The sequence below is a fragment of the Enterobacter cloacae complex sp. S3 genome, from assembly GCF_014930495.1.
In the GTDB taxonomy this organism is placed as follows: domain Bacteria; phylum Pseudomonadota; class Gammaproteobacteria; order Enterobacterales; family Enterobacteriaceae; genus Enterobacter; species Enterobacter asburiae_B.
The window spans coordinates 98,915-111,784 of sequence record NZ_JADBRD010000018.1; the positions used below are offsets into that span (position 1 = coordinate 98,915).

Consider the following 12,870-nt stretch of genomic DNA (forward strand, 5'->3'; position numbering starts at 1 on the left):
GACTTACCCCAGTAACGGTATTCTTGTGGTGGCGAGTTTAATGATGATGTACAGCACCACCAGACCCAGCAGAAAGGCGATAAACCCGACCTGCTGGCTGCGCGGACGACGACGCCCAAGCGCGATAAAACCCAAAACGATGTAGATGATAACGCCAAACAGCTTTTCAGTCAGCCATGCACCTTTATCAGTAAATGGCAGATAGCCGGTCTTCCACATGAGCCCGGCACCGGAAAGGAGCAATAGCGTGTCGATGCAGTGCGGTGCGATACGCACCCAGCGGGCATCCATCAGCGGATTGTTGCTGTAGCGCCACCAGTAACGGACGATGAAAAAGCTGATGGTCAGCGCAACGGAAATGAGGTGGACAGTAATGAGCACGGTAAACAGGCTCATAGCCACTGCCCCAGCGTCAGGCGTTCGTTGCCGCCATAGTCGCGGCAGGTTTCGACAGCGGCGTAGCCAGCTTGCGTAAACAGTGCCCGAACGGCTTCTCCCTGCGTCCAGCCATGCTCCACCAGCAGCCAGCCGCCGGGAAGTAAATGCTTCCGTGACATTGTCACAATGTGTTCGAGATCGGCTAATCCCGCGTTGGCGGCCACGAGCGCCGTAAGCGGTTCGAAGCGTACGTCTCCCTGCGCAAGGTGCGGGTCATATTCGTCGATATAGGGAGGATTGCTGACAATCATCGCAAATGAGCGATTCTCCAGCGCGGCAAACCAGCTGCTTTGCAGCACCGTCACGTTGCGAAGCCCGAGACGTTCCACGTTACGCTGCGCCAGCGCCACCGCATCGGGCATTACATCCACCGCCGTCACCGCGCAGTCGGGCCGCTCGGTGGCCAGCGCCAGCGCGATAGCCCCGGTCCCGGTACCGAGATCGAGAATGCAGCAGGCCGCCGCCGGTAAACGCGCCAGCGCCTGCTCCACCAGACACTCGGTGTCCGGACGCGGGATCAGCGTCGCCGCCGAGACGTACAGCGGTAACGACCAGAACTCACGCTCACCGACAAGGTGCGCCACCGGCTCGCCGGTTTTACGGCGGGCAAGCAGCGCGCCGAGCTGCGCTTCCTGTTCCGCGGTCAGTTCGGTTTCGCCAAAAGCCAGCAGATACGTGCGGGCTTTACCCGTCACATGCTCAAGCAAAATTTCGGCGTCGCGTTTCGGGCTTTCGCTTTCTGAAAGCTCACCGGCCGCCTCACGTAACCAGCGCTGAAAATCCATTATTCCTGCTCGGACAGCGCCGCCAGCTGGTCGGCCTGGTATTCCTGCACGATAGGCTCGATCAGCATATCCAGCTTCCCTTCCATCACCTCGTCCAGACGGTACAGCGTCAGGTTGATGCGGTGATCGGTTACGCGCCCCTGCGGGAAGTTGTAGGTGCGGTTACGGTCGCTGCGATCGCCGCTGCCCAGCAGGTTACGGCGCGTAGACGCTTCTGCCTGCTGGCGTTTCGCCATTTCAGCTGCGTGGATACGCGCGCCCAGCACGGACAACGCTTTGGCTTTGTTTTTGTGCTGCGAACGCTCGTCCTGACATTCAACGACGATGCCGGTCGGCAGGTGGGTAATACGGATAGCGGAATCGGTGGTGTTAACGTGCTGACCGCCCGCGCCAGAGGAGCGGAACGTATCAATACGCAGGTCTGCAGGATTGATGTCCGGCAGTTCAGCTTCCGGCAGCTCCGGCATCACCGCAACCGTACAGGCGGAGGTGTGAATGCGGCCCTGAGATTCGGTGGCCGGCACGCGCTGCACGCGGTGACCGCCGGATTCAAACTTGAGACGACCGTACACGCCGTCGCCGCTGATCTTGGCGATAACCTCTTTGTAGCCACCATGTTCGCCTTCGTTGGCGCTCATGATCTCCACGCGCCAGCGACGCGATTCGGCATAGCGGCTGTACATGCGGAACAGATCCCCGGCAAACAGCGCCGCTTCGTCACCGCCGGTACCGGCACGCACTTCCACAAACGCGTTACGCTCGTCGTCCGGATCTTTCGGCAGCAGAAGCACCTGAAGCTGCTGCTCCATCTCTTCAGAACGCGCTTTCGCATCCTGCAACTCTTCCTGCGCCATCTCGCGCATTTCAGGATCGTCGAGCATCATCTGCGCGGTTTCGATATCTTCCTGAACCTGTCGCCAGTCGGTAAAGCATTTAGAAACATCACTTAACTGCGCGTATTCACGCGAGAGCGCGCGAAAACGTTCCTGGTCCGCAATGGTCCCGGCATCCCCGAGCAGCGCCTGTACTTCTTCATGGCGCTCGTGCAGAGCTTCCAGTTTAGCGACGATAGAAGGCTTCATAGGCGTAAGTGCACCTTGTCTTAGAAAATGGGTATAGGGCGCTATTCCAGCCCGAGGCTGTTGCGCAGAATAGTCAGGCGTTCATCATCCCCGTCACGGGCAGCCTGCTGAAGAGATTTGGTTGGTGCATGGATCAGGCGGTTGGTCAGTTTCCACGCCAGATCCTGCATAATCGCATTTGCGTCGCCGCCCTGTTCAAGGGCTGCTAACGCTTTGGCAGTCAGGTCATCACGCACCTGCTCCGCCTGCCCGCGGTACTCGCGGATGGTCTCGCTGACGCTTTGCGCGCGCAGCCAGGCCATAAACTCACTGGTTTCCTGCTCAACGATGGTTTCCGCCTGAACCGCCGCCGCTTTACGCTGGGCAAGGTTGTGCGAAATGATGCTTTGCAGGTCATCCACGCTGTAGAGATAGGCATTAGGCAGCTTTCCCACTTCCGGCTCAACATCGCGCGGGACGGCGATATCCACCAGCAGCATCGGCTGATTACGGCGGGACTTCAGCGCACGCTCCACCATCCCTTTTCCGATAATCGGCAGCGGGCTGGCGGTTGAGCTGATAATAATGTCAGCCTCTTTCAGGCGTTCATCGATGTCGCTCAGGGCAACCACCTCTGCACCCACTTCATCCGCCAGCACCTGCGCGCGTTCGCGGGTGCGGTTAGCGATAATCATCTTTTTCACTTTATGCTCGCGCAGATGGCGCGCCACAAGTTCGATGGTTTCGCCCGCCCCCACCAGCATCACGGTGACGGTAGAAAGGGATTCAAAGATTTGGCGTGCAAGGGTGCAGGCCGCGAAAGCAACAGAAACCGCACTGGCACCAATGTCGGTTTCGGTTCGCACACGCTTCGCCACGGAGAACGACTTCTGGAACATGCGCTCCAGCTCGCTGGCCTTTAGATGCCCTTTTTGCGAATCTGCAAAGGCTTTTTTCACCTGACCCAGAATTTGCGGTTCGCCCAGCACCAGCGAATCCAGCCCGCTGGCGACGCGCATCAGATGGCTGACGGCATCGTTGTCCTGATGCCAGTACAGACTGTTGCGCAGCTCGTCTTCATTGAGGTTGTGGTAGTCACATAGCCAGCGGATCAGCGCTTCGTGCAGGTTGTCCTGCTCTTCCACGCTTAAATACAGCTCGGTACGGTTGCACGTCGAGAGCACCACGCCACCCTGCACCATAGGCTGTGCAAGCAGGCTGTCCAGCGCCAGGTCAAGCGTATCCGGCGAAAACGTCACGCGTTCTCGCAGCGAAACCGGAGCCGTTTTGTGGTTGATGCCGAGTGCTAATAGGGTCATGTTGAGCGGGAGTAGTACCAGCGTTAATAAGGTTAGCAGAACGCATCATACAGGATGCGCGAGATCAATAAAAGGGACTGCCTCCTTTCGGAGTAATAGGTTACACAACCCTTTGAGATAATTTGAACGTAGACGGTAGCCCCCTTCGACGCTAGCATTAACAGTTATAACTGCAACGTATCTCAAGGATTTGTCCTCATTATGACCCGACTGATTCGCCTGCTGCCGCTGGCAGCACTGGTTCTGACCGCGTGTACCGTCACCCAACCAAAAGGCCCGGGCAAAAGCCCTGATTCACCGCAGTGGCGTCAGCACCAGCAGGACGTCCGTAATTTGAACCAGTACCAGACCCGCGGCGCTTTCGCTTATCTCTCTGACGAACAAAAGGTTTATGCCCGCTTCTTCTGGCAGCAGACGGGGCAGGACAACTACCGCCTGCTTCTGCTGAACCCGCTGGGCAGCACCGAGCTGGAGCTTATCGCCAAACCGGGCGAAGCGCAGATCACCGATAACAAAGGCCAGCACTATACCGCGACCGATGCCGAAGAGATGATTGGCAAGCTGACCGGGATGCCTATCCCGCTCAACAGCCTGCGCCAGTGGATCCTTGGCCTGCCGGGTGAGGCAACTGACTACACCCTTGACGACCAGTACCGTCTGAGCCAGGTGAACTACACGCAGAACGGCAAAACCTGGAAAGTGGTGTACAGCGCCTATGACAGCAAGAGTAAACCGTCGCTGCCATCAAACATGGAGCTGACCCAGGGCAGCCAGCGTATCAAGCTGAAAATGGACAACTGGATCGTTAAATGATGACCCACTGGCCCTCTCCGGCAAAGCTGAACCTGTTTTTATACATCACCGGCCAGCGTGCTGACGGTTATCACACCCTGCAGACGCTGTTTCAGTTTATTGACTATGGCGACACGATCTCCATTGAACTGCGCCAGGACGGGCAGATTTGCCTGCTAACGCCGGTCGAAGGCGTGGCGCATGAGGACAACCTGATCGTGCGCGCCGCGCGTCTGCTGATGAAAGCCGCGGCGGAATCGGGCCGTCTGCCCGTGGGAAGCGGTGCGGATATCCGTATCGAGAAACGCCTGCCGATGGGCGGCGGTCTGGGCGGCGGCTCATCCAACGCCGCCACCGTGCTGGTTGCGCTGAACCACCTCTGGGGCTGCGGGCTGTCGAAGGACGAACTGGCAGCCCTGGGCCTGACGCTGGGGGCGGATGTCCCGGTGTTTGTGCGCGGTCATGCGGCCTTTGCTGAAGGCGTGGGTGAGATCCTCTCCCCGGCTGAACCGCCGGAGAAGTGGTATCTGGTTGCCCATCCTGGCGTGAGCATTCCGACGCCGGTCATCTTTAAAGATCCTGACCTGAAAAGGAATACCCCGGTTCGGTCAATAGAAACGTTATTAAATTGTGAATTCAGCAACGATTGCGAGGATATCGCAAGAAAACGTTTTCGCGAGGTTGATGCGGTGCTTTCCTGGCTGTTAGAATACGCGCCGTCGCGCCTGACTGGTACAGGAGCCTGTGTCTTTGCTGAATTTGACACCGAATCCGCCGCTCGTCAGGTGCTTGAGCAAGCGCCGGTTTGGCTGCATGGTTTTGTAGCACGCGGGATGAACACCTCCCCCCTACAGCAGACCATTCTGGCGCAGACTGAGTTTCGGTGACAACGTCACCCTGTTCCAGACGTTGCATCGCGCTCTTTAATACACCGCCTGGATAGCCTTCGCCTGGCCCGCACAGTTTGCGGCGAACGCTATCCACCACTGGACGCATGCCTGAGGTTCTTCTCGTGCCTGATATGAAGCTTTTTGCTGGTAACGCCACCCCGGAACTAGCACAACGTATTGCCAACCGCCTGTACACTTCCCTCGGCGACGCCGCCGTAGGTCGCTTTAGCGACGGCGAAGTCAGCGTACAAATTAACGAAAATGTACGCGGTGGTGATATTTTCATCATCCAGTCCACCTGTGCTCCAACAAACGACAACCTGATGGAATTGGTTGTTATGGTCGACGCCCTGCGTCGCGCTTCAGCAGGCCGTATCACGGCTGTAATCCCTTACTTCGGCTATGCCCGTCAGGACCGTCGCGTCCGTTCCGCACGTGTGCCAATCACCGCTAAAGTTGTCGCTGACTTCCTGTCCAGCGTCGGCGTTGACCGCGTACTGACCGTTGATCTGCACGCAGAGCAGATCCAGGGCTTCTTCGACGTCCCGGTTGATAACGTATTCGGCAGCCCAATCCTGCTGGAAGACATGCTGCAGCTGAACCTGGATAACCCAATCGTGGTTTCTCCGGACATCGGCGGCGTGGTACGTGCCCGTGCTATCGCTAAGCTGCTGAACGATACCGACATGGCGATCATCGACAAACGCCGTCCGCGCGCTAACGTTTCTCAGGTGATGCACATCATCGGTGACGTTGCTGGCCGTGACTGCGTGCTGGTTGACGACATGATCGATACCGGCGGCACGCTGTGTAAAGCAGCTGAAGCGCTGAAAGAGCGTGGTGCCAAGCGCGTATTCGCTTACGCGACTCACCCGATCTTCTCCGGTAACGCGGTAAACAACCTGCGCAACTCCGTCATTGACGAAGTGGTGGTATGCGATACCATCCCACTGAGCGACGAGATCAAAGCACTGCCAAACGTGCGCACGTTGACCCTGTCCGGGATGCTGGCCGAAGCGATTCGTCGTATCAGCAACGAAGAATCCATCTCAGCAATGTTCGAACACTAATCGAACACGGCCGAAAAACCCGCTGCGGCGGGTTTTTTTGTCTCCGGGTTTTATTTGTATGATTAATGCCTCCTTCACCTGCCATTCATATGACAGATGATGCGCATACGGATGATAGATAATTGTGAAAAACGTAGCCTCCTCACATGTTCTGCCCTTTCGCGCCCTCATCGACGCCTGCTGGAAAGAGAAGTACACCTCGTCACGCTTTGTCCGTGACCTGATTGCCGGGATCACCGTCGGCATTATCGCCATCCCGCTGGCGATGGCGCTGGCAATTGGCAGCGGCGTTGCGCCGCAGTACGGTCTGTACACCTCGGCCGTTGCCGGGATTGTCATTGCCCTGACGGGCGGCTCGCGCTTCAGCGTTTCCGGCCCGACCGCCGCCTTCGTGGTGATCCTCTACCCGGTTTCGCAGCAGTTTGGTCTGGCAGGCCTGCTGGTCGCCACCCTGATGTCCGGCGTCTTTTTGATTCTGTTTGGTCTGGCCCGCTTTGGGCGCCTGATTGAATATATTCCCCTTTCCGTGACGCTGGGGTTCACCTCGGGGATTGGTATTACCATCGGAACCATGCAGATCAAGGATTTCCTCGGCCTGCAGATGCCCCACGTACCGGAGCACTACCTGCAAAAAGTGGGGGCGCTGTTTATGGCGCTGCCGACAGCCAACCTGGGCGACGCCGCAATCGGGATTGTGACGTTGGGCACGCTGATCGTCTGGCCTCGCCTCGGTATTCGTCTGCCGGGCCATCTGCCCGCGCTGCTGCTGGGCTGCGCGGTAATGGCCATCGTCAATATGTTCGGTGGTCACGTCGCGACTATCGGCTCGCAGTTCCACTATGTTCTGGCGGACGGTTCACAGGGTAGCGGCATTCCGCAACTGCTACCGCAGCTGGTGCTGCCGTGGGACATGCCCGGCTCCAGCTTCACCCTAAGCTGGGATTCCCTGCGAGCCCTGCTTCCCGCCGCGTTCTCTATGGCAATGCTGGGGGCGATTGAATCCCTGCTCTGTGCCGTCGTTCTGGACGGCATGACCGGCACCAAGCACAAAGCCAACAGCGAACTGGTCGGTCAGGGATTAGGCAACCTCGTCGCGCCGTTCTTCGGCGGTATTACCGCAACGGCTGCCATCGCCCGTTCTGCGGCCAACGTGCGCGCGGGGGCAACCTCACCGGTTTCGGCGGTTATCCACTCCGTGCTGGTGATCCTCGCCCTGCTGATCCTCGCCCCGCTGCTCTCCTGGCTACCGCTTTCCGCCATGGCCGCCCTGCTGCTGATGGTGGCCTGGAACATGAGCGAGGCGCACAAGGTGGTGAACCTGCTTCGTCGCGCGCCGAAAGACGACATCATCGTGATGCTGATCTGCATGTCGCTGACCGTGCTGTTCGATATGGTTATCGCCATCAGCGTCGGGATCGTGCTGGCTTCCCTGCTGTTTATGCGCCGCATCGCGCAGATGACGCGCCTTTCTCCGGTTAACGTCGAGGTGCCTGACGATGTGCTGGTGCTGCGCGTGATTGGCCCGCTGTTCTTCGCCGCGGCGGAAGGTCTGTTCAGCGATCTGGAGTCCCGCATCGCGGGCAAACGGGTTGTGGTGCTGAAATGGGATGCCGTACCGGTGCTGGATGCAGGCGGCCTGGATGCCTTCCAGCGCTTTGTGAAACGTCTTCCGGAAGGCTGCGAGCTGCGGGTGAGTAACCTGGAGTTTCAGCCGCTGCGCACCATGGCGCGCGCGGGCGTACAGCCTATCCCTGGCCGACTTTCCTTCTACCCTAACCGTGAAGCCGCGTTAGCGGATCTGTGAGTTACCTGATGCAGAGAAACGTCTCTGCATCATCACCCCGATCGCCTGCTGGAGCCATGCAAGCACGGCAGGCGTCATCCAGGTTCCTTTCATCAGGTGCGGCTCCTGCTGCATGGCAGTACGAAACTTTTGCTGAGTTTCCGGGTTCTTGCCCGCGTAAGACTGGAACAATGCCAGCCAGTTTTCAGCCAGCTTTTGCGCCTCCTCACAGGCAGGATCGGTATTTTCCCGCTGCGCCTGATGCAGTTTCGCCACCAGCGGCGGCCACTCCATCATGCGGTCAAAGTAGTGTGACCGGGTAAAGGCCATCTCTTCGGCAGTGAGATACTTCTGCCATATGAAGAGCTTAGACTCAGCAAACGCGCGCGTGATGTAATCCGTCATCTCCGGCGTGATGCCGGTCTGCGCCTGCATCTGCGGTTCAACGCTGTGCATCTCGTTCAGCCGGGTGAGAAACTCCGGCTTGCCCGCCGTGTCCTGCTCAAGGCGCTCCATCCAGCGCGTCGCCAGATCCATCGCCCGGGCGTCCGTAGCGGGTATATGGTGCTCCAGCAGCGTGTTGGCCTCTGCAACCAGCCCTGACCAGATAGCCGCCAGCGCATCCTTCTGCACCGCAAACGGCAGCTGCTGTAACTCTTCTTTGCTAAACCAGCGATCGTACATATTCATTAACTCCAGAGTCTGTAGCCAGGATTCCAGATCCGGCGTCGCATCGTCGAGAAGCCCGGTTCGCAGCTCCACCAGCCGGTCGCGCAGCGTATGTATGCTGCGCAGCTGTTTATCCAGCAGCGTGATTTGCGCATCGAGTAACTCGGTTAACGACAGCGACTCCTGTTCCAGGAAATCCCTGATTTCAGCAAGTTCCAGCCCCGCTTTTGCCAGCGCCTGGATCATATGCAGACGCTGGACATCCGCCAGGTTGTAAAGCCGGTAACCTGCCGCGCTTCTGGCAGAAGGCAGCAACAACCCTGTTTGCTCATAGTGGTGCAATGTCCGCACGGTGATCCCGGCGCGTTTCGCCAGCTCACCCACCTGAATCAACATAACTGCTCCTTTTTCTTTGCCAGTGACGCCACTCTGGAGCCTTACGTTACGTGAGGGTCAACCCTTGATGCAAAAAAAAACGACTCCCGCGGGAGCCGTTTCGGCGTTCTTTATCAGGCACTAGCTGTGCTTATGCTGATCGCGACGACAGCGTTTGTCGTAGTGGCGCACCCACCAGTATTTATCGCAGACTTCCTCATGCCCGCTCACGCGCGCCCCGGCCAGCCACAATACCGCACCAACGAAGATGCTCAATATCGCGCCGTGCGCGAAGTATTGCGGGAGGTCAATCTGAGGTAACTGATTTAAAATGGAATAACCCACGCCGGCTACCATCACGAACAGCCCCAATCCCATCAGTACGTTACCGAGTAACGAAGCGTTTTTGCGTTTCATGTGTCACCTCCGGAACTTTGGGTTGTCAGGGGAAAAGCCCCTAATCCTTGTGTGTAAAGTATAGACAACGCCCCTTTTATGAGTTGCGTGAATGATCACAATTACAGATAAGTCCCAAACAAAAGTTTACAAATAAGGCTTTGAACAGCTTGAAATTCTAATGGTTCAAATCAGAAATTATTCGTATTTCGCCGAGAAGATCGCAGAATTTTGTCAAGCGGCGCGCCAGACAGTAAACTACGCGCCAGATCTGGAACCCATTAGGAATTGAATCGTGACGATTAAACTGATTGTCGGCCTCGCCAACCCGGGCGCAGAGTATGCGGCCACCCGCCACAACGCCGGGGCATGGTACGTCGATCTGCTGGCCGAGCGGTTACGTGCTCCCCTGCGTGAAGAACCTAAATTCTTCGGGTATACCTCACGTATCAACCTTGCTGACGCGGATGTTCGTTTACTGGTGCCCACCACCTTTATGAACCTGAGCGGTAAAGCGGTGGCGGCAATGGCAACGTTTTATCGCATCAATCCGGATGAAATTCTGGTCGCACACGATGAGCTTGATCTCCCGCCCGGCGTGGCAAAATTCAAGCTGGGCGGCGGGCACGGCGGCCACAACGGCCTTAAAGACATCATCAGCAAGCTGGGAAATAACCCGAATTTCCACCGTTTGCGCGTTGGAATCGGCCATCCGGGCGATAAAAACAAAGTTGTCGGTTTCGTACTCGGTAAGCCCCCGGTTTCTGAGCAGAAACTGATTGACGAGGCGGTAGACGAAGCGGCGCGCTGCACCGAAATCTGGCTGAAAGATGGGTTAACCAAAGCGACAAACCGCTTACACGCTTTCAAAGCGCAATAATCCACCCGATCCGGCTTTTTTACCGCGCGTCATGCGGGTTACGTGTATAATAGGCGTAGTTATTTACTTTTCATCAATCGGTTATCGTTAACGGATTGATTATCAAGATATTAAGGTGATTTAGAAATGGGATTCAAATGCGGTATCGTCGGTCTGCCAAACGTGGGCAAATCCACCCTGTTTAACGCGCTTACCAAAGCGGGTATCGAAGCGGCGAACTTCCCGTTCTGTACCATCGAACCTAACACCGGCGTTGTGCCAATGCCGGACCCGCGTCTGGACCAGCTCGCGGAAATCGTTAAGCCGCAGCGCATTCTGCCAACCACCATGGAATTCGTGGACATCGCGGGCCTGGTAAAAGGCGCGTCCAAAGGTGAAGGTCTGGGTAACCAGTTCCTGACCAACATTCGTGAAACCGAAGCGATCGGCCACGTTGTGCGCTGCTTCGAGAACGACAATATCATCCACGTTAACAACAAAGTGGATCCGGCTGACGACATCGATGTCATCAACACCGAGCTGGCGCTCTCTGACCTCGACACCTGCGAACGCGCTATTCACCGCGTGCAGAAGAAAGCCAAAGGCGGCGACAAGGACGCGAAAGCGGAACTGGCTGCGCTGGAAAAATGTCTGCCACAGCTTGAAAATGCGGGCATGCTGCGCGCGCTGAAAAACCTGACTGAAGAAGACAAGGCGGCGATCAAATACCTGAGCTTCCTGACCCTGAAGCCAACCATGTACATCGCCAACGTTAACGAAGACGGTTTTGAGAACAACCCGTACCTCGACAAAGTGCGTGAAATCGCGGCGGCTGAAGGTTCTGTGGTTGTGGCGGTTTGCGCTGCCGTTGAATCCGACATCGCTGAGCTGGACGACGCCGACCGTGAAGAGTTCATGGCCGAGCTGGGTCTGGAAGAGCCGGGCCTGAACCGCGTAATTCGCGCAGGCTATGAGCTGCTGAACCTGCAGACCTACTTCACCGCTGGCGTGAAAGAAGTGCGTGCGTGGACGATTCCTGTTGGTGCGACAGCTCCTCAGGCGGCCGGTAAGATCCACACCGACTTCGAGAAAGGCTTTATTCGTGCGCAGACTATCGCGTTTGAAGACTTTATCACCTACAAGGGTGAGCAAGGTGCGAAAGAAGCAGGCAAGATGCGTGCGGAAGGGAAAGACTACATCGTTAAAGATGGCGATGTGATGAACTTCTTGTTTAACGTTTGAGTTGTTTTGAATGAAAAAATCCACGCTTTGGCGTGGATTTTTTTTGCGCGTGATCTATCAATAGATAACGAGTTTACCCGCTGGCCAAGTACCTGACCACCCACAGGGCATATGCCCAGCTTCATAAACATTAATTAATCCGTCAAAAAAGAATGGCTCTTGAAGAAAATTACTATACGCATCTTCAAGCAAGTAATTCACAAGGTTCCATTTTAAGTTCTCAGTCATTGAGCCTTCCTCAGACTCCGGGAAGGTTATTTTTGGGATAATATTATTCTACACAACTTTCTTAGGTTCTTTGACTAAAGATTTCCAGCATTGATATTTGTTAGTCTCTTTTTTGCGAGATAACCCGTTATTTCATTAACTGCTTCCAGGTTGGTGCTCTCACATTCATAAGTTTTCAGCCATTTTATAAATAAGCTAAGAGACTGAGCCTAGATAACACCAGTGAGTGCCGTTGTCATACCAAGATTAACAAGTCAATTAATATTATTTATATATATGTTGCTAACTGGAATATTTTCATGTTTTAATGTAATTTATTTCACCTGGGATCCTAGGGATGTTCATACCACCAAGCGCCATGCTGTTTTATAATAAAACCCTATGATTTGTGTCACAGAGTTTTATTAACAATATGAATAGCAAAATAACAGCAATCGAATTAAATAAATCGATTAAATTCTTAAGTATTCTTTAAGAAAGATCCTCTTCTGCTACTAATCCGTTAACAAAGTTAGCAAATGAATTTGTCAGATATCTTTGAAGTTTTGTGTGATTCTCTTGCATAGTCAAATCCTCATCAAAAGAATCTGTAGCAAAATATACAATTGAGTAATTATCTAAATCCAGGCAGAAGAAATTGCCTCCCCAATCATTTGCGAAAGGAAGCAGGTTTTTAGGAATCACTTCCCTATCCACCATGCTGATATAGCCACCGTCAATTAAAGATCCAAGGGCATTATTTGTCTGACTATTATAAACAAATGGCTTAAACGCAGCCACCTCTATTGGCTCAAAATCTTCATCACCGTCCCACCAACTTTTCTCTGGGATGCCACCATTAAATTGCAGATAATGTGAGACGAAATCATCCGGAAGAGTAATAGATAATTTCTCTTCCGTTTTAGCAATATCTGCACGTCCAATCTTTTTTTCACAGTTACTGAAATGATTCATAGATTTATA

At 55.2% G+C, this 12,870-nt stretch carries 14 protein-coding genes; 6 read left to right on the top strand and 8 right to left on the bottom strand.

The annotated features are described in order from the left end of the window. Nucleotides 1-3: 3 nt before the first annotated feature. The 4 genes from sirB2 to hemA are packed head-to-tail and all read right to left on the bottom strand — an operon-like array spanning nucleotide 4 to nucleotide 3,603. Complete coding sequence (sirB2, locus tag IM317_RS10615; protein ID WP_032656670.1) at nucleotides 4-396, bottom strand: invasion regulator SirB2; 393 nt, start codon at nucleotides 394-396, stop codon at nucleotides 4-6. Then, nucleotides 393-1,223, bottom strand: a complete 831-nt coding sequence (gene prmC / locus IM317_RS10620) for a peptide chain release factor N(5)-glutamine methyltransferase (RefSeq protein ID WP_033145775.1) — start codon at nucleotides 1,221-1,223, stop codon at nucleotides 393-395. Before prmC ends, sirB2 begins: the two co-directional genes overlap by 4 nt. Next, nucleotides 1,223-2,305 (bottom strand): peptide chain release factor 1, encoded by a 1,083-nt coding sequence (gene prfA / locus IM317_RS10625; protein WP_021240360.1) that lies wholly within the window; start codon nucleotides 2,303-2,305, stop codon nucleotides 1,223-1,225. Before prfA ends, prmC begins: the two co-directional genes overlap by 1 nt. Nucleotides 2,306-2,346: 41 nt before the next feature. Then, nucleotides 2,347-3,603 (bottom strand): glutamyl-tRNA reductase, encoded by a 1,257-nt coding sequence (gene hemA, locus IM317_RS10630; protein WP_023335999.1) that lies wholly within the window; start codon nucleotides 3,601-3,603, stop codon nucleotides 2,347-2,349. Between the two features lie 201 nt (nucleotides 3,604-3,804). On the opposite strand from hemA, the gene lolB reads away from it, so the two are divergent. The 4 genes from lolB to dauA all read left to right on the top strand — a co-directional run bounded on the left by lolB (nucleotide 3,805) and on the right by dauA (nucleotide 8,159). Then, entirely contained in the window at nucleotides 3,805-4,416 is a 612-nt protein-coding gene (gene lolB, locus IM317_RS10635; RefSeq protein WP_023312128.1) for a lipoprotein insertase outer membrane protein LolB, read from the top strand. Continuing rightward, complete coding sequence (gene ispE / locus IM317_RS10640) at nucleotides 4,413-5,282, top strand: 4-(cytidine 5'-diphospho)-2-C-methyl-D-erythritol kinase (protein WP_033145776.1); 870 nt, start codon at nucleotides 4,413-4,415, stop codon at nucleotides 5,280-5,282. Before lolB ends, ispE begins: the two co-directional genes overlap by 4 nt. Nucleotides 5,283-5,407: 125 nt before the next feature. Beyond that, a complete protein-coding gene (prs, locus tag IM317_RS10645; RefSeq protein WP_003856663.1) occupies nucleotides 5,408-6,355 on the top strand; it encodes a ribose-phosphate diphosphokinase in 948 nt (315 codons plus the stop codon). A 124-nt stretch (nucleotides 6,356-6,479) separates the two neighbouring features. Next, a complete protein-coding gene (gene dauA, locus IM317_RS10650; RefSeq protein ID WP_033145777.1) occupies nucleotides 6,480-8,159 on the top strand; it encodes a C4-dicarboxylic acid transporter DauA in 1,680 nt (559 codons plus the stop codon). On the opposite strand, the gene IM317_RS10655 is transcribed toward dauA, so the two are convergent. Beyond that, nucleotides 8,145-9,203 carry a MerR family transcriptional regulator gene (locus tag IM317_RS10655; protein WP_033145778.1) on the bottom strand — a complete coding sequence of 353 codons (1,059 nt, stop codon included), beginning with the start codon at nucleotides 9,201-9,203 and terminating at the stop codon, nucleotides 8,145-8,147. The two genes, dauA and IM317_RS10655, sit on opposite strands and share 15 nt — an antisense overlap. Nucleotides 9,204-9,323: 120 nt before the next feature. Then, a complete protein-coding gene (gene ychH / locus IM317_RS10660) occupies nucleotides 9,324-9,599 on the bottom strand; it encodes a stress-induced protein YchH (RefSeq protein ID WP_023312132.1) in 276 nt (91 codons plus the stop codon). 274 nt (nucleotides 9,600-9,873) lie between these two features. Between ychH and pth the strand changes: the two genes are divergently transcribed. Next, nucleotides 9,874-10,458 (top strand): aminoacyl-tRNA hydrolase, encoded by a 585-nt coding sequence (gene pth, locus IM317_RS10665; RefSeq protein WP_033145779.1) that lies wholly within the window; start codon nucleotides 9,874-9,876, stop codon nucleotides 10,456-10,458. A 126-nt stretch (nucleotides 10,459-10,584) separates the two neighbouring features. Next, nucleotides 10,585-11,679: a redox-regulated ATPase YchF gene (gene ychF, locus IM317_RS10670; RefSeq protein ID WP_010432886.1), complete on the top strand. Its 1,095-nt coding sequence runs from the start codon at nucleotides 10,585-10,587 to the stop codon at nucleotides 11,677-11,679. A gap of 57 nt (nucleotides 11,680-11,736) precedes the next feature. Here the strand turns inward: ychF and IM317_RS23940 are convergent, their stop codons facing one another. Then, nucleotides 11,737-11,907, bottom strand: a complete 171-nt coding sequence (locus tag IM317_RS23940) for a hypothetical protein (RefSeq protein ID WP_223997960.1) — start codon at nucleotides 11,905-11,907, stop codon at nucleotides 11,737-11,739. Nucleotides 11,908-12,378: 471 nt separating this feature from the next. Further along, nucleotides 12,379-12,861: an SMI1/KNR4 family protein gene (locus tag IM317_RS10680; protein ID WP_033145780.1), complete on the bottom strand. Its 483-nt coding sequence runs from the start codon at nucleotides 12,859-12,861 to the stop codon at nucleotides 12,379-12,381. Nucleotides 12,862-12,870 lie beyond the last annotated feature (9 nt).

Coding starts and splice junctions, on each gene's coding strand:
- ychH (WP_023312132.1), bottom strand. CDS start 9,599: ATGAAACGCAAAAACGCTTCGTTACTCGGTAACGTACTGATGGGATTG.
- hemA (WP_023335999.1), bottom strand. CDS start 3,603: ATGACCCTATTAGCACTCGGCATCAACCACAAAACGGCTCCGGTTTCG.
- sirB2 (WP_032656670.1), bottom strand. CDS start 396: ATGAGCCTGTTTACCGTGCTCATTACTGTCCACCTCATTTCCGTTGCG.
- prfA (WP_021240360.1), bottom strand. CDS start 2,305: ATGAAGCCTTCTATCGTCGCTAAACTGGAAGCTCTGCACGAGCGCCAT.
- lolB (WP_023312128.1), top strand. CDS start 3,805: ATGACCCGACTGATTCGCCTGCTGCCGCTGGCAGCACTGGTTCTGACC.
- ispE (WP_033145776.1), top strand. CDS start 4,413: ATGATGACCCACTGGCCCTCTCCGGCAAAGCTGAACCTGTTTTTATAC.
- IM317_RS10680 (WP_033145780.1), bottom strand. CDS start 12,861: ATGAATCATTTCAGTAACTGTGAAAAAAAGATTGGACGTGCAGATATT.
- prmC (WP_033145775.1), bottom strand. CDS start 1,223: ATGGATTTTCAGCGCTGGTTACGTGAGGCGGCCGGTGAGCTTTCAGAA.
- ychF (WP_010432886.1), top strand. CDS start 10,585: ATGGGATTCAAATGCGGTATCGTCGGTCTGCCAAACGTGGGCAAATCC.
- IM317_RS10655 (WP_033145778.1), bottom strand. CDS start 9,203: ATGTTGATTCAGGTGGGTGAGCTGGCGAAACGCGCCGGGATCACCGTG.
- IM317_RS23940 (WP_223997960.1), bottom strand. CDS start 11,907: ATGACTGAGAACTTAAAATGGAACCTTGTGAATTACTTGCTTGAAGAT.